Here is a 20,448-nt window from a genome sequence, read left to right as displayed (position 1 = left end):
ACCAGGAAGAAGGCCATGGCCTGCTCCATATTGCGCGGCTTGAGCCCCCACAGGCGCTGATGCATCAACTGCTCACGGCTTAAATCCAGCACCTGCAACCTGTTCTCGCTGACATTGCGCACGTAGCCGACAAAGTCGTGCTCATCGAGCAGAAATTGATTCAGGTGAGCCGACGGGTGCCGCGCGCGGTCGATAGTATGCAGGGTCTGGGCGCCGTCGCGAACAGTTTCCACTTCCTCAACCCCCGCCCAAAAATCGCCACTGATCTGCTCATAGCCTTTGGCCATGTATTCGATATCGTCGAGCACACGGTCGCGGCGATAGTCTTCCACATTGGCCAAGCCCGAGCCTTTTGCCTTCAGCCTCATATTGATGTCTTTGGTCACCAGACACACATAGGCCTCAGGCCGAGTGGCCTGGAGGTGCATCGCTACGTTGATAATGCGATTGTCGTTGGTCTGGTGCACCGAGCCATCGAGGTAAGGAGCATCGCTATCGTGGCTGATCAGTTGATCCGCAAAAATCGACAGCGTGCCGCAGCGGCCATCCTCCCGCGCAGTCGGAATCTCCACCCCCGCCTGAATTTCGGCCGGCGAGGCATTAAACATGATTTTGTCGATGGCCTGAATGGCAATGCGCGCTTCGCGGCTGACGTCCTTGTCACGCCTATCTTTGATCGCATCGAGCTCTTCGAGCACTGTCATGGGAATGACCACACGGTGTTCCTGAAACGCGTTCAGGGCCATGGGGTCGTGAAGCAGAACGTTGGTATCCAGTACAAACAGTTTTTCCATAGGGCGCTCTCACAGTGGGAAACAACGGCGCTTGAAACAAGCGCATACGAGGGAGGTACAGGGGCAAACTGATAGGCGGGGTGGGCGCAAAAGCCCGGAATGTGGTGTATGGCAAATATACCGCTAGCAAATGATTATTCCATGACAACCATGTCTTGATTATTAGAACCCCGAGGGCACCCTGTCAAATGTTCTTGTCGGTGCGGGGGCTGCCAATTACACTTTAATCCGGTCTCATTAAAAAAAACCAGTGCCATAACAACAAAAACAACACACTCACACTTACTCACACTAGGAGGGTACCGTGGCATTTCACGGCAAAGTAGCACTCATCACAGGCGGTGGCAGCGGCATGGGCCGATTGGCAGCACGCAATCTGGCTGCCGAAGGCAAAGACGTGGCGATCTTCGACATTAGCGCCGACGGGCTGGCGGAAACTGCCACCGGGCATGCGGGCATTCATCACTGGGTGGTAGACATTACCGATGGCGAGGCCGTCAGCAAAGCGGTCGCTGAGGTGGAAAGTACCTTGGGGCCAATCGACCGTCTCTACAACTGCGCGGCCATCATGCCCTTTGGCAAACTGCTGGAGCAGGATGCGGCTGTCATGAAAAAGATGATGGACATCAATTACGGTGGCCTAGTGAATATCACCAAAGCCGTATTACCCGGCATGATTGCCCGTGGTCAGGGCGACTTTATAAGCTTCGCCTCCATGGCGGGCATTCTGCCCACCATGCTCACCGGAGGCTATTCTGCCACCAAGGCCGCCGTGGCATTCTTTACGGAAGTTCTGTACCACGAGCACCTGAATAGCGGCGTGCGGTTCGCCTGTGTATGCCCCCCCACGACCAACACACCACTGCTGGAGCAGGGCAAGGCCACCGCCTGGCCCAAAATGCTGGACCAGGGCACCATGCTCGATCCGCAAGACGTGCTCAACGCCATCGACATTCACTTGGAGAAAGGCAAATTCTGGGTGTTCCCCAACCGCGATTCACGCATCGGCGCGCTGATCCGTCGCTTCGCCCCCGGTCTTCTGTGGAAACAGATTCACCAGGTTGAGGGATTCTAGGCGCCGCCTGCAGGTGGGTTTGGGCCCCAGCCCAAATACCACCTGACTTCCCCGGCGATATCCGCTAGGCTTACGCCCTTCCCGCAACAGCTTTTGGTACCGCCGCACACATGCTCAATCAGGACTCCCTGCAACAACTCAAGCAACTCAAAAGAGAAATTCACGACTCCGTCGAGCGGGTAGAAGGCCTGGTGCGCGGCAGCCAGGGGCGCTTCGGCTTTGTTCGCCTTGAAGACAAACGCGACATCTTTCTCCCACCCCCGGAAATGCAGAAAGTGTTTCCGGGCGACCGGGTTCGAATTGCCATTCAGACCCAAAAAGACGGCAAGCTGGCCGGCGAGATCGAAAAGCTGCTGGACAGCCCACTGGACACCTTTGTGGGACGCTACGTGACCCGCGGCAAAGCCCATTTTGTCGAACCCGATATCCTGTTCTTCAATCGCTTGCTGTTTATTCCACCCTCGGAACGCAAAAAAGCCCAACCCGGCGACATCATTGAATGTCGGGTGAAGCGTCATCCCATTCGTGACGGCAAGTCGCTGGTGGAAATCATCGACAATATCGGCGCTGCCGATCAGCCCGGCATTGAAGCAGCCCTGACCATCAAGAAATTCAATCTGGCCAGCGAGTGGCGCGATGACGAGATGGAAGGGCTGGTGGAAGACCAGTACGCCGCACAACGCCAGGACCTGACTCACATCCCGTTTGTCACCATCGATTCGCCGGAATCTCGCGATCTGGACGATGCATTATTTGCCGAGTGCACCAATAGTGGCTGGCGCCTGATGGTCGCCATCGCGGACCCCTGTGCACTGATAGCACCGGACAGCCCGCTGGAAAAGGCCGCAATGCACCGCAACAGCTCGGTGTATATGCCAGGGCGGGTACTGCCAATGCTGCCCGAGGTCATAACCCAGGAACGCTGTTCTCTGCTGCCCGATGCCATTCGACCGGCGATTGTCTGTGACATCGAAACAGACTCGCAGGGTGAAATCAGCCGTTTCGAGTTTGTACAGGCAACCGTGCGCTCCACGGCCAAGCTGAACTATTCAGAAGTCGCCGCTCATTTGCGCGGTGACCAGCAACTTGAACACCCCGCACTAAACCCACTGAAGCAGGTATTGGACACCCTGCTTAGCCGCCGCCGCGAGAAACACCTGGTAATGGACGACCGTCCGGATTTCAGGCTGATTCTTAACGAAAGCGGCAAGATCGACCATATCCGCAAGGTGGAACGCAATGACGCTCACCGCCTAGTGGAAGAGTGCATGCTTATCACCAACCGCTGCGCTGCCGAATACCTGCGCGACGACCAGGCGCTGTTCATGGCCCACCGCGGCGTACGCGAAGACAGAGTGGCCAATGTAAAAAGCCTGCTCACTGAATATGCCAGTGAGCTGAGCGAGCTGCCCTTTACCGAGCTAAAGGCCTATATCGAACTGCAACACAAATTGATCGGCAACACCGCTGAACGCCCACTGCGAAGCATTATCAGCCGCATGCTGGAGCGCGCCGAGTGGAGCCTGCAGGCTAAGCCACACCATGGGCTCGGCTTTTCCTGTTATACAAACTGCACCTCTCCCCTGCGCAAAAGTATGGATTACATGGTGCAGCGCTGCCTCCACGCTAAGCTCTGTGAGCAAAGCCTTCCGGCCTTGGCCAGCGAATGGGTGGAAGAGCAACAGGCCCTGCTGCAGCGCAATCGACAGGCCAGCTATCAAACCGAACAGATGCTTAAGTGTCAGTACATGGATGCACACAAAGACGAAGCCTTTGCCGCACATATCGTACAGGTGGCAGGTGGCGGCTTTACCGTGCGCCTTGACGATATCGGCGTAGAGGGCTTTGTGGATGTGCGCGGTATTGAGGGCAAACTCAGCTTCGACCCGATTACCTTGCGACTCTACAATGACGAGAAGAACTTCCAGCTAGACCAGGAACTCACCGTAAAAATTGAGTCCATCGACACCGGACGTCATCGAATGTTTTTCAAGCTGGCAGACTAACGCTGCTTTAAAACCCCGCGCACCTAGACGGAAGCCCCACTCGCCAAGTGGGGGTTCTTGCGCTCGTAGGGAATATTGAATCTTTTCCGGTAATACAGCAATCGCTGATCCACTTGCCCCTCGTCCAGACCAAAATCGGCCAGTCGGTAGTTATGTGCGCCGTGCTTGTGCCGGGCATTTCGGTCCAGCCAGTCTTGCATACCGGTCAGGGCTTGATCACTCAACGGCAGCCCGAAATATTCGTAAATTTGCTCAATAACAGCGCGCCAATCGGCATTGATGTCCTGATAAAGCACGTCGATCTGCTGTTCAGCTGGCACAGAGGCCCTGACCTTCTGGGTTTTCCGCACCATGGCATCGGTTTTGTTCAACCACTCCTGACCAACTCCGTGTGGATCAACAGTATCCGTATCGCGCACCAAAGAGTTCCAAGCCATCGAACACGCTGACCCCACCACCTTTATCGGATCTCGATGGGAGCACACCAGGCGCGCATCGGGAAAAACGGATAGCAAAGCATCCAGGTCCTGCATATGCTGGGGCGTTTTCAGAACCCAGGGACGGTCGTCATCGCCGCGCCACCAACTGATTATTTTCATCAGGCGCACCATGTACTCGTAGGCATAAGTCTGGTCAGTCTGCATGAGGTAGCGAGCAAAACTGGGTAAGTGGGTAATCACTTCGAACAACTGACTGGAGAATGCGTGTTGTAACAGCCCCACCTCCTCTTCGACCTCAAAGGCACCCAGCGGGTGTACTGACGCAATCTGAGGGCTCATATACAGCACCGCCTTTAGCCCCTGCTCTGTCGCCGTTATGCGCGGATCCTTTTGCCCTGACGCGCGGGCGCGAAAAGACGCCGGGCCCGGGACAGGGTTAACCGATTCCCAGGCCTTGAGATGCAAAAACCCCGGATCGACCGCCAGTAGACGGTGCAGGCGAGTTGTTCCAGAGCGGGCCAGACCAACTATGACCAGCGGCGCACGGATCTCCCGCGCCAGTATTTCCGGATGTCGCGATATCAGGTCTTCGGCCCACAACCGATGGCGCAGCAAGCGCATCAGCGACATCTGGGTAAGCCGCGCACCCACCGGGTTAAGCCGGGCTTCGTTGTTTAGCCCGTCGCAGATGAGATGAAATGGCTCTAGAAACCGCTTATCACCAAAGTCGGCCAGCCCCGTCTCAACACTCGCCTTCGCCATCAAGGTGTCTGCGCTAAAATGCACTCGTCCAATTCCGACGGCGTTGGCAAAGTACAGACAACGATTCAACAGGCGAATTGGGACACGGTGATAGGCAGCCGCCGGTGGCAATGCCCCGCTAACAGTCGAAGTCATGGTAGATTAACGCCCATCGAAGAATTTGAATTATTTACCGTAACATATACGTCAATCAGGAAAAATCAAACCATCCATGCCAAAAGCCACTCCCGCACGCAGCCGAGGCCGCCCTGCTAAATTGTCTCGCGACCAGATTCTGAGCTGTGCACTGAAACTGATCGAGCGCTCTCCCGGCCAGAAAATCACCATGACCGGCGTGGCGAAGGCCCTTAACACGGCACCCATGAGTCTCTATACGCATGTGCAGCATCGCGACGATCTGATGGACGGTATTGCCGAGCGCGTCATGGGGCGCATCGATTTACAACTCAATCCGCAAAACCCGTGGCAGGACAGAGTACGCGTGTGGCTGCAGCGTTGTTACGAGCATCTCTCAGCCTACCCCCAAGTTGTATCGCTGCTGCCACAGAGCGACCATATTCCACCGAGCTGGCTGCGAGTTCACGCCCCATTGATCCTGACACTCAAAGACGCTGGCTTTACCGGGCAACAACTGGCGACCGCCTCACAATGGGTCGGGCATCAATTGATTGGCGCGCTGGTGATGGGATTTGCCCGCAAGCGCAGCACCAATACTCAGCAGGAAGTTTCCGATCTGCTCAGCCAACTAGACAGTTCACAGCAGAGCGCCTTTGCCGACATACTGCCTTACCTCACCCCCGACACTGAGCTGTTCGCTTACACCGTAGAGCAGGTTGTTCTGGCGCTGGAGGCACGATTGTCACAATGATTGCGCTGTCTGCTGACCGGCTGGTCGCCCATCGCGGCTGGCAACGCCGCTACCCCGAAAACACCATACTCGCCGTGGAAAAAGCCATTGCCGCAGGCGCCCGACATGTTGAAATCGACGTGCAATTCAGTGGTGACGGCCGCGCCGTGGTGTTTCACGACCCCACACTGTTTCGCAAGTGCGGTGACTCACGGGAAGTGTATGCACTCACCCTCAACGAGCTCATTACCATCAAGATCTCCGCCGCTCATCGTCTGGGCAGCAATGAAACTGACACCGTGATTTCCAGCCTGGAAAGCCTCGCCGAAGTGGTCGCGGCACACCCGCAAGTCACCCTATATGTGGAAATCAAACAGGATATTCTGCAGCATTTCGCCAACACCACCGTGTTAGACGAGCTTGAGCGCTCGCTACAAAAGATTCTGCCGCAAGTGATACTGATCAGTTTTGATTACGGTATACTCCATCAGGCCGCTGAATTGGGCTGGCGGGTTGGGCCGGTACTAGAAAACTGGAATGACCTGAACGACACAGGGATGATGCCGGCAAGTGCGCAGTGCGTTTTTCTGGATTACCGTCTCGTCCCTCCCGGCACGTCGCTTCACGACGCACCTTATCCCTGTGTGTTATACGAAATAGACAACGCTGACCTGGCTCGGTCATGGCTGGGGCGAGGCGCAGCCAAAATCGAAACTTTCGCCATAGGCGAGCTGTTAGAAAAATAATATGCTGGAAACTGAAGTAGCTGTCATAGGCGGAGGAATACAAGGCGCGGGCGTAGCTCAGGCCGCTGCGGCCGCCGGGTATCAAGTCACCCTGTTTGAGCGATCGTCCTGGGGCGGCGCCACTTCGAGCTCGTCCAGTAAACTCATTCACGGCGGGTTGCGCTACCTCGAAACAGGCAACTTCAATCTGGTACGGGAAAATCTCGAAGAACGCGAGCTGCTGCTACGAAATGCACCAACGCTGGTCAACCCCATCCCATTTTACATTCCAATCTATAAAAACAGCCGCCGGTCCGGCTGGCAAATACAGCTCGGCCTGCTGCTGTATCGCATACTGGCCAGATTTTCCCGCACATCGGAATTTCACCGTCTTGACCGGCGCGCCTGGCGCTATCTCGACGACCTGAAAATACAGGATCTACGATCCGTTTTTCAGTACTGGGATGCCCAGACCGACGATCGCATGTTGACCCGTGCGGTAGTCAAATCAGCGATGGACCTCGGCGCAAAAGCCTATTGCCCTGCCGAACTCATCAAGGGACAGCGGGAGGCCGACGGCTACAAGCTATTACTCACCATTAAGGGGAAACCCGTCTACTGCAAGGCGAAAGTGGTGGTTAACGCGGCCGGGCCATGGGTCAACGAGGTGCAAACCCGACTCGATCCGAGCCTGACAGCGCTTGATATCGCACTGGTACGCGGCAGTCATATCATCATTCCCGGCAACCTGACGAAGGGCATCTATTACCTGCAGTCTCCGATTGATGGCCGCCCGATTTTCGCAACCCCTTGGCGCGACAACATCATGGTCGGCACGACGGAAGCAGAGCACACGGGCAGCGTCGACAATGTGACGCCAAGCGAGGCAGAAATCGACTATCTGCAGCGCAGCTTCGCACACTACTTTCCAGAATCCGACAACCAGGTTGTCGACAGTTTCGCTGGCCTAAGGGTGCTCCCTGAATCTGAAAAGTCCATGAACAGACGCAGCCGAGAAACCCGTTTTGTGATGGATAACGAAGAACGTCCACACACGCTGGCAATCTATGGAGGCAAACTCACGGGGTACCGCCATACCGGGGAAGTCGCGCTGAAAAAGCTCGAATCCACGCTGGGGCAGCGTGAGCCGGTTAGCGATACCCGTACACTGCGCATCAAGCCAGCGTAAATTGCTCGCCAACAATTTCCTCACTCAAAGCCCACAGGCGTTCTGCTGCATCCCCGTCGAGACCGTATGAAAAATATCCGGTGGTCGGGGATGCCTCGCTGGCCGGCTCACCAATACCGCAATCCTCCAGATAGAGCCCGCCGCGCCCTTCCAGTTCAGGCGCTGTAGCCGCCCACACACTAGTAGCCGCACCCTGTTCAACCGTTTTAAATTCAAAGCCGCTCTCATGTGCCTGAGAGCCAAACTGGGCCATATCTTCTTGCGTCATGTGACGTCCAAGGTTCGTCATGATCGCGCCCGGATGCACCGCATTGGCCAAAATTCCGCGGGCCGTCAGCCCAACGGAAAAGAGCATATTCGCTGTTTTTGCCTGACCATAGGCCTGCCACTTATCGTAGGCGTGCGCTTCAAAATGCGGATCATCGAAATTTACTGGCGCATATTTGTGCCCGGCAGAACTGAGATTGACCACGCGCGGTGCTGTGGACTGACGCAGCGCGGGCACCAAAAGACAGGTCCAGAGAAAGTGTCCTATGTGGTTGGTGCCAAACTGCAACTCGCATCCTTCGGCAGTACGCGACAGAGGGCAGGCCATAATGCCCGCATTATTTATCAACCGATCGATACGCGGCGCTTTTGTCTGCAGGTGCGCCGCCGCTGTGCGTACCTGCGACAGATCACTCAGTTCCAGTTCAATTGCGTCGAATCGTGCGCCCGGCACCGCCGTCTGCAGCGCCTCCAGAGCCGTTGTGTACTTGGCTTTACTCCGGCCTGTGATAATCACGTCTGCGCCGGCCGCTGCAAGACTGCGCGCAGCCTCAAATCCGATACCCGAAGTAGCTCCGGTCACAACCACCGTCTGCCCCTTCAGATTTTTCCCCTGTAACACCTCGGCTGTTGTGGAGGTCGCGTTGAACTTTGCCATGGGTACCTGCCGTAGTTATTGGAATTGCCTTGTATTACAGCGATTTAACTCAGCCGACATCATTACCAACGGATTAACCGTAGTTAACGGCAGTGACACAAACAACCTAAGCCCTTGTTTTATCTGCAACTTACCTTTCTTATTCGTATGAATTTTCCGTTACAAACACCCTCAGACCGCGCCTGACAGAGCGCCGGCTGTAAGCGAAATAAATGCAGAGGAGCGTAGACTGAGCAGCATTGAGAAAACATTTGACCACCCCTGTAAAGGAGCACCACCATGAACACCAACACCCAAGTGACCGCCGCTGATATCGCCGAAAGCACAGCCAAATTCAGCGTAATGTCTATTTTGGTGACCGGCTTCATCTACTGCATTGCCCTGCTTGTTTGATTCCCCCGTAGAGACCCAGGTCACAACCTATTTCCCCCGCCCAGCGGGGGATTTTTTTAGTTGGCCGTGATACGCTCTGGCGCTGTTTTTCCACCCTGGAACAGCATCATGAGCGAGCTCGACAAACACCAGTACGTTTTATTAGGCACACGTAAAAAAGATGGCAGCATGGTCGACACGCCCGTTTGGTTCGCCCAGCAGGGCAAGACCGTATATATGTTTTCCGCCGGTAATGCGGGAAAGGTAAAGCGGCTGCGTAATTTCTCTGATGCCAGATTGGCGCCCTGCACCGTCAGTGGCAAAGCACTGGGGGAATTTGTTCCCGCTACGGCAACTCTGTTGGACGACGATGCCTCGGTTCGAGAAGCTCATCAGCAACTCGTTAAAAAGTATGGTTGGCAAATGCGCCTGCTGGATCTCGGCGCCCGCCTCGGCGGCCGCATCAAAAGTCGCGCCTTTATTAAAGCAGAGCTTAACTGACTCCTCAGTTAAACCGCGCCGCGAGCTCTCTGCGTGGTGCCGGTCGGGCGCCACTCTTGGCCAGGTATCTCAAGCCCGAATCTGCCGCCGCAGCCAGCTCGGCCCGCAAACAATCCTCTATTGTAGCCAATCCCCACTGGAGTCTAGCCTCGGTTTCGTAGTACGGCACACCAAAGCGAAGCAAACTACGCTCACGGCCGTCCCGCCCGCGGTCTTTAATGCACTTGCAATGCACCTTGCGCGCATTCAGTGCGCTATATAAAGGGTAAGGGTCGTAGTTGAGAAACGATAGCGTAAACATGCCATTCGCACCCAACTGACCGTCCACTGGCTCAAGCAACCGAAAGCGTATGCCATGGCCTTTCAGTAAATTGGTTAAGCGCACACGGAAGTACAGGGCAAGATCAGCGCTACGTTGCCGCACAGCCTGCTCACCGACATCCCCGTGCAAGCGGAAACAAGACAGCAACCCCGCGTATAGCGAAAAGTCCAGGCCACCAGACGGACAAAAACCGAGATCAGAGGCACCTTTCGCTAGCGGCTCGCCCGACCAGTTCAGGCCGCCCACCAATTGCCGAAACCGGGCATTGGTCCACAATAAGCCTGTGCCACGCGGCCCAAACAACCATTTGTGGCAGCTGCCAAACACGACATCGGCATTGTCAAAAACCGGCTGCGTCAGCCCCAACGACTGCGAAACGTCGAGAATATTGCAGGCACTAGGACGCAGCTCTCGCATTAGATCCATCCACTGCGACACCGGCAAGCTTTGACCGGAGTCGTACGCAATGTGTGAGAAAAATCCGATATCCGGGCGGAACCCGGAAACGAGGGCTTTATAAGCGTCCATATCCCGTACTTCCTTTTCAGAGAGATAGCACACTCTGAATTCCGGCAAACGCTCAAAGGCGCCAATACCTCCCACATGCTCATTAATCGTTGTCAGCACGCGTAGCGGCCGATTCAGTTTTCCGACCAGCCGGGCAAAGGCCAGAGCCAACAGATTCGAACATTGGGACGCGCTACCAGCCAACTGCAATTCGTGATCTGGCGCCGGCCATAATACTTCGGCTTGCTTGCGAGCCTCCAAATAGATGTCCCTGCCTTTGGCGTATTGCTGCAGGGGCTGAGCAAGGAGTTCCCGCGATTGAAAGGAACGCTGGGCCTCCAGACAGGGCTCGGACGGTGAGCCCAGAGTACCCGGATTCAGGTTGAGGTTGTCGTAGGGAAAATGTGCCTGCCGGAACTGCTCCCAACCCGCTTCCGATTGTACGGAGCGCCCAGAAACATGCCGATTGCCCTGCGTTTTCAATGGCACTACGACGGGCGTCTCGGGCGCTCGGACCCGCGCCTTGCCACGCCAACCAATTTCGGGAGCGAACAGCTCCGGGTTGATCCGCTCGCGCCAGGGTTTAAGCATTTGAAAACTTTTGTGCACTACTTCTCGCATATCAGATTGGCACAGATGCTCATCCACATAGGCGCTTTCAATCTCGTATTCCAGTTTCGATTGATCTTGCTCAAGCCGTGGATCGTAACTACCGCGCTGGATATCAATCGGAAATCCTTCGGCCGATGCGCTTTCGGCTATGGCTTCGGCCAGCTCGTTAACCGAAAAGGATTTTTCGGTCACATGATTGATAACCCGATGACATCCTCCCTCTGGCCGCGCATCCCACAACGATGCCAGCGATGTCACGGAGTCGTTCAACGCCATCAATCCAGTACGCTGGTGTCCTGTGCCGTATACAGACAGCGGCACCCCCATCAACGCCTGCGCAATAAAGCGATTTGCGACTGTGCCAAAATACTCATCGTAGTCAACCCGCGTGTATAGCTCCGCATGGTCACCGATATCGTCAGTCCACGTACCGAACACGGTGGACTGCATGATATCCGTTACCCGCAGCCCCCACTTTTTACAGGCAATGGCAATATAATTGGTATCGTTGATCTTGGATGCGTGATAGATATCATCCGACTGACGTGGATAAGGCAGCGGCTGTGTAGCCGTTTTTCCTTTGTATTCAGGGGTAAAGTACCCCTCAGCAATGTCGATACCCGCCTTGGCATACTCACCAAAAGTACCGAGCTTAATGATGTGGCATTCTGGCGCGTAGTCTCGCACGGCCCACAACAAGCGCATATTTCCTTCTTCATTGTTGCGCAATGTCAACAATGCACTATCGCAGTCCCGCATCGAAAAGGGCGCGGAACACTGCTGACCGAGATGATAGATTGCTGCTGGTTGCCGCTCTTCGATCAAGCGGTTTAGCTCTGAGGAATTTACATCAAGATGCAGAAATTCCATGTTCGACAAATTGTATAGGTTTCGGGAAGCTTGCAGCCGCTGCTGCACTTCCTGAATTGGCAGTATGCTATTGCCGCCGACCTCGCGAACCAAGCGTCTACGTAAAAAATTATCTACCATCATTATTTGACGGTCCGGATTCTGTCGCGCCAACCGCAAACTAAGAGGCCAACCGAGATAACCGTCAGCACCAAGAACAATAATCGGCGAGTTTTGGGGGAGCGGCATAATCGCCTCCTGATTTCCATTGTTGTCGACAGTCGGCGGCCGTGCCTGACTGTGCGGTTTCGTAATGGGTAATCAGCAACTCGCATGCCAGAGTCACAAAAGTGCTGTTTTAAAGGCTTTCTACAGGTATTGGCAGCGCCCTGCGCGAAATAATCACGGAAAACCGTTGCCGTAGTGCGACAACGACTTGGCGCGCTTTCTCCAAGTTATTGATATTAAAAAATGAATGCTTGTATCAGCACGGCGACACCCGACAACGCGCCTAACGCTGCGACGGCTGACCGCGCGCTTGAGTGCTCAGCAAGATAAAATTGGGGCTAACCTAACCACTGTCCTATATGGTTCACAATGGCATTTTCACCCGTTTGAAGGTGGTCAAAGGTCGCCGGACGCGCCGCGAGGCGCGCAAGCACGGTCGCCAACGCCCCGGATGTGAATTCTTCACACGACATTTCAATTGCTGGAACATGTCGCTGAATCCAATCAATCAGCGCAGTTTCTTCCGGCCAAAGATTTCGGCGCATATAAATCACCGCCGTCTGATTCCTCCACGCTTCGCAGAAACTACCATAGCCCGGCTTGGTTACCAGCACATCTACCGACGCAAGTATGTCTATGTGACTGAGACCCAGTGCCGACATGGGGCTTATCCGAGGGTGGTCAACCAGTAAATTATCCGGAACGATAAGGTGGGTGTCGGTAGGAATATCCCAACCGCTGAGATCATGACGTTGAGCAATACCACCCAGTGAGAATAGAGCAACCCGTCGAATGTTAGTGCCAACACGCAACCGAGTTCGTAGATCGTATCGCCGCCCGCTTCGCGCCAGCACATCAACCGTCGACAGATTAGACAGGCCCGGCATGCCCATACCAGGAGAGACTCGCAAAAAACGACCGGCGCTGTTGTAAATCTTCCGGATATCCGTTGTTACTTGGCGCATTTCCATATCACTGCCGGGGTAAAAACCGTCGAGGATATCTGCCCAGTTCAATGAACAAAATGCCAGCGTGGGTAGGCTCAAGGTTTGCGCTGCACTGATCCACGTAAAATCAACGTTACTGAGAACCATCCGAGGCTGAATTTTTCGAAGACAATCTACAAATATCTGTTGATGCTGAGCATAGTCACGATGCCAACAGAGAAAGCGCTCACGGGTCGTCTCGCTGTCAACGGTCAGCGCGTCACGCATGGCAACCGTAACGTGTTCGGGCGCCGAATGGATATGAACATCCGGCGGCACAAACTCCGCTACGCGTTCTCGTGTGTAACTAGATAAAACGACTACCGGCACATCTGGATAGCGCTGTCGCAGCGCTTCGATGACTGGCACGGATTGACCCAGATGACCAAAACCGTGTGCCGAAATAGCAAATACAATCGCGTTTTTCATTCTACCCGCCGACGAAATCGCGACAGGATAACATTTCTCGCCAAAGGGTCGGCCGCTGTATGACTATTGGTGAGCCTGACGTCGGCCCCGGTATTGACTTGGGTCCAGGTGATGCCGATGGAGCAGTCTGTAAAACTCGGTGCGATTGCGCTTTGCCAGATGCGAGGCTTTCGACACGTTACCTTGCGTAATATTCAGCAACTCTGCCAGGTATTCTCGCTCAAAGTTATCACGGGCTTCCGCAAATGAGGGAATTTCCCCCGAATCCAATTTCAGCGCATTCTGCACCAGCGTTGCGGGGATGACCTGCGTGCTGGAAAGCACGGTCGTTTGCTCTACAATATTCTGCAGCTGCCGAACATTACCTGGCCAGGAAGCTGCCACAAGATATTCCAGCGCTTCAGCGGAAAAGCGCTTGCGCGCCATGCCTTTGGTTTCGGCAAGCTGCTCCAGAAAATGATTCGCGAGCAACGGGATATCGTCGCGACGATCGCGCAACGGCGGCAAACTCAACTGCACGACATTGAGTCGATAGTAGAGATCCTTTCGGAACCGCTGCTCCTGTACTTCGTTATCAAGATCGAAGTGCGTTGCCGAAATAATGCGAACATCTATAGGTATCGACGTCGTTGAGCCGACCGGACGTACTTCGCGCTCCTGCAATACCCTCAGTAATTTGGCCTGAAAGCCCAACGGCATATCGCCGACTTCGTCGAGAAAAAGCGTACCACCGTAAGCGGCCTGAAAAAGCCCCTCATGGCTTTTACTGGCACCGGTAAATGCGCCTTTACTATGCCCAAATAGCTCCGATTCGAGCAAGGATTCTGGAACAGCACTGCAATTGATTGCCAGAAACGGCTTATCCGCACGGTCACTCGCGTTGTGAATGGAGCGCGCGAGCAACTCCTTACCGGTACCGCTCTCACTCTGTATCAATACACTGGTATCACTTTTTGCAACCATCTTGGCCTGGCTTAGCACTTCTTTCATGATGGCGCTGCGTGTCACGATACCGGAGCAGAAGGCATCCTGACTTTCATCGTCGTCGTTTCCATGAAGCGTTAAGGCACTCTTCACTTCCCTGACCAGTTCGGCACTATCAAAGGGCTTGGTAAGGTAAGCAAATGCCCCCCGGCGTGTCGCCTCCAGTGCATGAGGGATAGAGCCATGCGCAGTAAGCATAATAACCGGTAGCGACGGACGGTTTTCCTTCACGTATTCAAATACCGCCATGCCGTCAATGTCGTCCATTCTCAGATCGGTAACCACTACCTCCGGCTGGAAGGTATCCAGCATAGCCAAACCCTTCCTGCCTCCGTCGGCCGTACTGACTTCAAACGCTTCAGACTGAAGGCGTAAGGAGATCAGCTTGAGTAAGTCCTGGTCGTCGTCAATTACTAATACACGTTTTGCCATAGTCTATCTGCCAAAATCTCTCTTGATCGTTTCCAGTTTACTTTCGGCAGTACTACGCAATCACTGAAAGCGCTGTACTGGATGATTAAGACGCATTTCGATGCTCTTCAGTTCCTCAAGCTTTTGGCGAGCATCCGCCGTCGCTACTCTTGCGGCTCTCAATTGACCGTGTAGATGTTGCCAGGACAGGTTCATATTCAACAAAAGCTGCGCCAGCGCCCGATAATCCGCGTCAAAAAGCTTGTGCTTGCTGTCTTTGATGTATGCATTCAACAAACGTTCAGCCTCAATGTACTGACGCAGCGCATCATTGGAATCGTGTCGCATCAGCGCGATCGCCAAACGCAGCTGGGTTTCCCCATCGCGCTTCTCTTCGTAAGCCGAACGCGCCAATTGCAACGCATTCACGTACTCACCATACGCATAGTCATTGAGCTTATTGTTATAGTGGAGTAGATCTGTCACCGAATCGAGGCTGACGCTATCGCGTGGGCCGAATTCTCGCGGCGAATGGCCCGACTGGGAAGCGCACCCCGTAAGTATCGTAATCGCGATTGCTGCAATCAGGCACTTTCCCTGGTACATGTTGGTTGAACTCCGTTTTCTCGTTCGATCGCGAGGGGCAAAGTCAACTGCATGTGTGCGCCCGCTTTACATTCGATAACATTCAAATCCCCTCGGTGCATGCGTGCATACAACCGGGCAATAGCCAATCCCAGGCCGGTGCCCTTAAGATGACCAGAGTAGGGTGTACTGCTCTGGTAGAAGGGTTGGAATATTTTCTCAGCCTCACTAGGATGGATGCCCGGCCCAGCATCTATGACATCCAGCTGAAGACGACCATTTTGCACCGATTCACTGATTCGAATCACGCCATTATCCGGTGAAAACTTCACAGCATTTGAAACCAAATTGTCAATTATAGCGTCCAGCTTCTCAGAATCTGCAGCGATACGGGTATTCCGCACTTCCATCTTTAGCTGTAAATTCTTCGCGCGCATCGGCAACTCATGTCGATAGATAACCTCTTGTATGAGCGGCTTCAGCACCATAGAGTCCAGCATCAATTCAGATCGTGGCTCATCGCTGATACTAAAAGCCAGCAGGTCTTCAATGCGCCGCTGGAGCTGCACTGAACTACTTTCGAGAATGCCGACAACCTCCAATTGCTGCTCGTTAAGCACACCCACAACCTGCCCCTGCAATAGATTGGTGCCTTCGCGAATACTGGCCAACGGCGTTTTCAACTCATGTGAAATATGCTGCAAGAATATACGTTTCTGGTTGGCCAGCTCACCGAGCCGTTGCCGCAGCCATTCCAGACGATAACCAAGCGCCTGAATATCCTGCGGGCCACCCACCTTAATTGGCTCGTCGATATCGCCCGCGCCAAGCCGCCGAATACTGCGATCCAAGTCGCGCATTGGCTTACTTACCCGGTACATGATCACCAGCCCCAAGCCGGCAGCCACCGGTACGACCATTAACGCTTCCCACAACAATATGGACTGCCCTCGCCTCGCATAGGCGTGAATCCCTTTCACCCTGTCTTCGATGGCCTGACTATTTCGGTCGACCAGACTGCGAGTTAGATCTCGCATGGTATTGAAACGCTGCAATGAATTGACCGCCAATGAACTGTTCGGCGGCTCATTTGTAAAAACGTTGAACAATTCAACAGCGGTAGCGCGCAGTTGAGATATCTGACGTGCCGACTCCAGGTTTTCCTCGCCTTCCAAAAGCTCTGCGGCAACGCTGTCAAACTGCGCCTGCAGATCTTTATAGTTGGTTAGCAATTTTGTATCGCCGATAACCTGGTAAACGCGAGCATTTCTCTCCATTCCCAACAGCAGATCGTTGAGTGTTCGGCTGAGACGGATCGATTCTGTTCCCTCAAGCACCGTCGTCTGACTGTCCAAGGCCAGCTCTCGCATAAACAACGTTGCGCTAGCTACGGCTATAAGTAGCGGCAGGACCACCAGGCAGATCCCAATCGCCACCCAATGCATGACCTTTCGCGGGTAGAGCCTAGCGATGCCCCGCGGCCTAGCCGGGCCCTGTTCCGGTATTGCGCTAACCATCAGTCCACTCCCCCGCCACCGTGCTCATATTCTTCTGTCGATTTTCGTCCGCAAAATTGTCCGTGCCAAATATAAAGCGATGACCTTCTACAATTTGGTACTCAGCAGTTCCAGCACGTTCCACGGTGGAATTTGCGGCTCAAACTGTAGTCCATGTACAGTCACCCCGCGGGTCCATGCCCACACCGAAACACCTCGAAACTGCTCCACCTCACGCGCACCACTTTTGTCGATAGCCGTCAGCGCAGCCTCTAGGTAGCTATCTTGCGTCGGCATATCATTAGCCGACCCCGGCGCTTTCCGACAGGCTCCGCCCCGGCAATAAGCGTGCTCGTGAACAGTGGCCGCTGCAGGCACGCCCAACTGAAAAGGGATGTCGGACCCGGCGGCCCATTTTGCCATTTGTTTTGCGTGACGCGTTGCCCGTCTTTGGTATTCCGTCACAGCCAAGGCCTCGCCAGGCCCTCCAGAACCCAGATCGTAAAGCGGCGCAATCACATAACCATTGTTGAATTTAGTAACTATTTCACGAATATTTTCTAAAGCTGGACCTGCCGGGTTGAGCTGGTTAGAGGAGGTAAAAACTGAGAAAAATCGACCTTGCGGGTAATTCCTGTCTTTGCACTCAACAGGGGAGTGCTGCATGGTCGCCGGAACGGTTCCGGCAAAGTTTTGCGCAATTCTTTTATAAAAATGATACTGGCCATTTTTACGGCTGACGTTAAAAGGCTCTATATCAAACTGCACCCCGGCAACATGAGGGTCAGCACACACTTTGCGCGCCACTTTATCGGCGAAAGCCTTTGCCATCTCAGGCGGCAGCTCATTGAATCCCTTCATGCTGCCTTCGTAGTCGGCACTGACGACGCCATCGATTACCGGCACCACCAAAACACGACCACCAGCCGCGGCGGGATCCACCTCGCGCGCATAGGCCTGCACTGTATTGGCAGCGCTCCCACCGATGAGTTTCCTGTCACTGCTCAGCGGATAGACCGAGATCAGATCATCCAACCTGCAATGCTTGGGGTTCTTACCGGGGCAGTACATTTCGAGGCTGCCTGAATAGGTGTAAACCAGCTGTATCTTATGCCCCGTCTGCGCTGAGCGATTAAAATTGTTCAGCGCAGTCGCAAAATAGCCAGGGTCATAGCGTCGAGCCTCACCGGGTTTATTGCTGATGTCGTAAACCCAGGCAGCGTTCGCCCTCGGCACCGTACTCGTAGTACCTTCGCTTTTCGCTGCTAGTATCTCTGGTTGCAAGCATAGACCCAACACTACTACGCGGAGCCATGATGTCCGCAACCACGACCGGGTTTCTTCACGATGCAAGTGCATAATGAATCTCCAGTAAAAGATGATTACTGACCGCCTTACTCGACGGTCACGGACTTCGCTAGATTGCGTGGCTGATCAACATTGGTACCGCGATACAAGGCGGTATAGTAAGCCAGCAGTTGTAGTGGCACGGTATAAACAATCGGTGATATAAGGCCGCCAGATTTTGGTAACGTGAGTACAGTCTCCCGTGACGAATTGCGGAACCCGGAATCCTTGTCAGCGAAAACCAGCAGCTTCCCGCCGCGTGCTCGCACTTCTGCCAGGTTGGATTTAACCTTTGCCAGCAGTGGGTTGAACGGCGCCAACGCCACAACCGGAACCTGCTCGTCAACCAAGGCCAACGGACCATGCTTTAGTTCGCCGGCTGCGTATGCCTCTGAATAGATATAGGAAATTTCTTTAAGCTTGAGCGCCCCTTCCTTGGCTATCGGGTACATCTGCCCCCGCCCCAGAAATAGCGTGTACTGACTTTCGGCCAAATGTTCCGCCACTTCGCGAATTTCATTATCCAGCGAATACGCACGCTGAACTTGCTCCGGAGCACGTCGGAGCACATCCACCAATCCCTGTTCACGGCGTCTGCTGAGGCCTCGATATCGCGCCAGTAAAATGGCAAGGAGCGACAGATTCATCAGCTGCGTAGTAAAGGCTTTGGTTGACGCTACGCCAATTTCGGGACCGGCTTGGGTCATAAACACCATATCCGATTCACGTACCAGAGAACTTTCGGGGACATTGCAAATGGCCAGGGTGCCACGGTAGGGAGATCGCTTGGCAAATCGCAATGCTGCCAACGTATCTGCCGTTTCGCCAGACTGAGATAGCGTCACAAACAGGGTATTGGGGTTTACCACAGCACGGCGGTAGCGATACTCGCTCGCCAGCTCTACTTTACAGGACACCCCGCACAATGATTCCAGCGTATAGCTTGCAACCATGCCGGCGTGATAGCTGGTACCGCAGGCCACAATATGTACGTGTTCGATATCGCTGAGAATATCCCGCGCGTTCTCTCCCAACACATCTTCATTAACCATGCCATCTTTAAGTGCAGGCACGAGCGTGCGCTCGAGAACGACATTCTGTTCAAAAATTTCCTTCTGCATATAGTGCTCATACAAACCCTTGTTGAGCTCCAGAGCACTCTGTCGCGATTGACGCATTTCTCGAACAACAACGTCACCGTTTGCATCAACTATGTTTACTGAATCCGCACCAACCTCAGCAACATCACCTTCTTCCAGCGTGATGTAATAAGGCGTCAACGGCAGAATTGCAGCTATATCTGACGCAAGGTAGTTTTCCTTGTCAGCGACCCCAATCAGTAGGGGGCTGCCCCGCCGAGTGGCGATAATTTTGTCGGGATGAAATTTACTGACAACGGCAATCGCGTAGGTACCATCGAGTCGCTGCGCAGCCTGATACACAGCATCGAGAAGGGTGTCGCAGCATTTACTACAGGCGTGGACCAAATGCGCAACAACCTCGGTATCAGTCTCCGAGCGAAACTCATAGCCCTCGGCAACCAACTCTTCGCGCAGTGTCTCAAAATTTTCAACAATACCGTTGTGGACAAGCGCTATCTCGTCGTTCGAAATATGAGGATGTGCATTAACAACCGAAGGCTCACCGTGTGTAGCCCACCTCGTGTGGCCAATACCGGTATGCCCAGCAACGCGTTGAGTCGCTAAACGCTCTGAGAGATGGGAAACGTTTCCCAGTGCACGTGCCATTTTCAAACCGTTTTCATTGACGACAGCTACACCGGCCGAGTCATACCCGCGATATTCCAGACGCTTTAGCCCTTCAATCAGCGAAGGCACTACATCGCGCTGACTCGCTGCTGCTACCAATCCACACATACTCATTCTCCTGCTATCAACCAAATTAATGACTAGCGATATCGCTATCTGAATTTTCGTGGTGGAATAATTGCAATGGCCGTGCCATTGACTCAGGGCTGGCAATACTGCACAAAACTGCGTGTTTCAGTTAGAAAATAGCCAATCCTAGGGTTCAGAAAGGGAATTGATCAGCGGAA

Annotated in this window: 16 protein-coding genes; 6 read left to right on the top strand and 10 right to left on the bottom strand. The window is 54.1% G+C overall.

What is annotated here, in order from left to right:
- Positions 1–794 (bottom strand): PIN domain-containing protein (locus tag AC222A_RS11490; protein ID WP_372760577.1); only part of this gene is annotated, 794 nt, incomplete at its 3' end.
- 304 nt (positions 795–1,098) lie between these two features.
- Between AC222A_RS11490 and AC222A_RS11485 the strand changes: the two genes are divergently transcribed.
- Together AC222A_RS11485 and AC222A_RS11480 are read left to right on the top strand one after the other, a co-directional pair.
- On the top strand, positions 1,099–1,869 hold the full coding sequence (locus AC222A_RS11485; protein ID WP_372797021.1) for an SDR family NAD(P)-dependent oxidoreductase: 771 nt from the start codon (positions 1,099–1,101) through the stop codon (positions 1,867–1,869).
- Between the two features lie 110 nt (positions 1,870–1,979).
- Positions 1,980–3,875 (top strand): VacB/RNase II family 3'-5' exoribonuclease, encoded by a 1,896-nt coding sequence (locus tag AC222A_RS11480; protein WP_372764352.1) that lies wholly within the window; start codon positions 1,980–1,982, stop codon positions 3,873–3,875.
- A 23-nt stretch (positions 3,876–3,898) separates the two neighbouring features.
- Here AC222A_RS11480 and AC222A_RS11475 read toward each other — a convergent pair whose 3' ends face one another.
- On the bottom strand, positions 3,899–5,212 hold the full coding sequence (locus AC222A_RS11475; protein ID WP_486775016.1) for a sulfotransferase family protein: 1,314 nt from the start codon (positions 5,210–5,212) through the stop codon (positions 3,899–3,901).
- Positions 5,213–5,288: 76 nt separating this feature from the next.
- Here AC222A_RS11475 and AC222A_RS11470 point away from each other — a divergent pair, with 76 nt between their 5' ends.
- From AC222A_RS11470 to AC222A_RS11460, 3 genes are read left to right on the top strand one after another with little or no spacing between them, the layout of a single operon-like run.
- Complete coding sequence (locus AC222A_RS11470; protein WP_372749111.1) at positions 5,289–5,945, top strand: TetR/AcrR family transcriptional regulator; 657 nt, start codon at positions 5,289–5,291, stop codon at positions 5,943–5,945.
- Positions 5,942–6,670 (top strand): glycerophosphodiester phosphodiesterase family protein, encoded by a 729-nt coding sequence (locus tag AC222A_RS11465; protein ID WP_372749112.1) that lies wholly within the window; start codon positions 5,942–5,944, stop codon positions 6,668–6,670. Before AC222A_RS11470 ends, AC222A_RS11465 begins: the two co-directional genes overlap by 4 nt.
- Position 6,671: 1 nt before the next feature.
- Entirely contained in the window at positions 6,672–7,838 is a 1,167-nt protein-coding gene (locus AC222A_RS11460; RefSeq protein ID WP_486775015.1) for an FAD-dependent oxidoreductase, read from the top strand.
- On the opposite strand, the gene AC222A_RS11455 is transcribed toward AC222A_RS11460, so the two are convergent.
- Positions 7,825–8,763 carry an SDR family NAD(P)-dependent oxidoreductase gene (locus AC222A_RS11455; protein WP_486775014.1) on the bottom strand — a complete coding sequence of 313 codons (939 nt, stop codon included), beginning with the start codon at positions 8,761–8,763 and terminating at the stop codon, positions 7,825–7,827. The two genes, AC222A_RS11460 and AC222A_RS11455, sit on opposite strands and share 14 nt — an antisense overlap.
- Before the next feature lie 501 nt (positions 8,764–9,264).
- On the opposite strand from AC222A_RS11455, the gene AC222A_RS11450 reads away from it, so the two are divergent.
- Entirely contained in the window at positions 9,265–9,636 is a 372-nt protein-coding gene (locus AC222A_RS11450; protein ID WP_372747933.1) for a PPOX class F420-dependent oxidoreductase, read from the top strand.
- A 4-nt stretch (positions 9,637–9,640) separates the two neighbouring features.
- Here AC222A_RS11450 and AC222A_RS11445 read toward each other — a convergent pair whose 3' ends face one another.
- The 7 genes from AC222A_RS11445 to glmS all read right to left on the bottom strand — a co-directional run bounded on the left by AC222A_RS11445 (position 9,641) and on the right by glmS (position 20,269).
- The gene (locus AC222A_RS11445) at positions 9,641–12,175 is read right to left on the bottom strand and encodes an NAD-dependent epimerase/dehydratase family protein (protein ID WP_372747932.1); all 2,535 of its coding nucleotides are present in this window, start codon (positions 12,173–12,175) and stop codon (positions 9,641–9,643) included.
- Between the two features lie 317 nt (positions 12,176–12,492).
- A complete protein-coding gene (locus AC222A_RS11440; RefSeq protein WP_486775013.1) occupies positions 12,493–13,569 on the bottom strand; it encodes a hypothetical protein in 1,077 nt (358 codons plus the stop codon).
- A gap of 63 nt (positions 13,570–13,632) precedes the next feature.
- Positions 13,633–14,985: a sigma 54-interacting transcriptional regulator gene (locus AC222A_RS11435; protein ID WP_372747930.1), complete on the bottom strand. Its 1,353-nt coding sequence runs from the start codon at positions 14,983–14,985 to the stop codon at positions 13,633–13,635.
- Positions 14,986–15,045: 60 nt separating this feature from the next.
- A complete protein-coding gene (locus tag AC222A_RS11430; RefSeq protein WP_372759410.1) occupies positions 15,046–15,570 on the bottom strand; it encodes a hypothetical protein in 525 nt (174 codons plus the stop codon).
- Positions 15,549–17,066, bottom strand: coding sequence for a sensor histidine kinase (locus tag AC222A_RS11425; protein WP_372763970.1), 1,518 nt, complete (start codon positions 17,064–17,066; stop codon positions 15,549–15,551). Before AC222A_RS11425 ends, AC222A_RS11430 begins: the two co-directional genes overlap by 22 nt.
- A gap of 87 nt (positions 17,067–17,153) precedes the next feature.
- Entirely contained in the window at positions 17,154–18,080 is a 927-nt protein-coding gene (locus AC222A_RS11420) for a hypothetical protein (protein WP_372809824.1), read from the bottom strand.
- Between the two features lie 359 nt (positions 18,081–18,439).
- Entirely contained in the window at positions 18,440–20,269 is a 1,830-nt protein-coding gene (glmS, locus tag AC222A_RS11415; protein ID WP_486775012.1) for a glutamine--fructose-6-phosphate transaminase (isomerizing), read from the bottom strand.
- Positions 20,270–20,448: the final 179 nt, after the last annotated feature.

It is taken from the genome of Litorivivens sp. (assembly GCF_057445395.1).
This window is presented reverse-complemented; position numbering and strand designations above follow the sequence as displayed.

Bases quoted from the DNA above. Each gene is read 5' to 3' on its own strand.
- AC222A_RS11480 (WP_372764352.1), top strand. From the start codon at position 1,980: ATGCTCAATCAGGACTCCCTGCAACAACTCAAGCAACTCAAAAGAGAA.
- AC222A_RS11475 (WP_486775016.1), bottom strand. From the start codon at position 5,212: ATGACTTCGACTGTTAGCGGGGCATTGCCACCGGCGGCTGCCTATCAC.
- AC222A_RS11470 (WP_372749111.1), top strand. From the start codon at position 5,289: ATGCCAAAAGCCACTCCCGCACGCAGCCGAGGCCGCCCTGCTAAATTG.
- AC222A_RS11465 (WP_372749112.1), top strand. From the start codon at position 5,942: ATGATTGCGCTGTCTGCTGACCGGCTGGTCGCCCATCGCGGCTGGCAA.
- AC222A_RS11460 (WP_486775015.1), top strand. From the start codon at position 6,672: ATGCTGGAAACTGAAGTAGCTGTCATAGGCGGAGGAATACAAGGCGCG.
- AC222A_RS11455 (WP_486775014.1), bottom strand. From the start codon at position 8,763: ATGGCAAAGTTCAACGCGACCTCCACAACAGCCGAGGTGTTACAGGGG.
- AC222A_RS11450 (WP_372747933.1), top strand. From the start codon at position 9,265: ATGAGCGAGCTCGACAAACACCAGTACGTTTTATTAGGCACACGTAAA.
- AC222A_RS11445 (WP_372747932.1), bottom strand. From the start codon at position 12,175: ATGCCGCTCCCCCAAAACTCGCCGATTATTGTTCTTGGTGCTGACGGT.
- AC222A_RS11440 (WP_486775013.1), bottom strand. From the start codon at position 13,569: ATGAAAAACGCGATTGTATTTGCTATTTCGGCACACGGTTTTGGTCAT.
- AC222A_RS11435 (WP_372747930.1), bottom strand. From the start codon at position 14,985: ATGGCAAAACGTGTATTAGTAATTGACGACGACCAGGACTTACTCAAG.
- AC222A_RS11430 (WP_372759410.1), bottom strand. From the start codon at position 15,570: ATGTACCAGGGAAAGTGCCTGATTGCAGCAATCGCGATTACGATACTT.
- AC222A_RS11425 (WP_372763970.1), bottom strand. From the start codon at position 17,066: ATGGTTAGCGCAATACCGGAACAGGGCCCGGCTAGGCCGCGGGGCATC.
- glmS (WP_486775012.1), bottom strand. From the start codon at position 20,269: ATGTGTGGATTGGTAGCAGCAGCGAGTCAGCGCGATGTAGTGCCTTCG.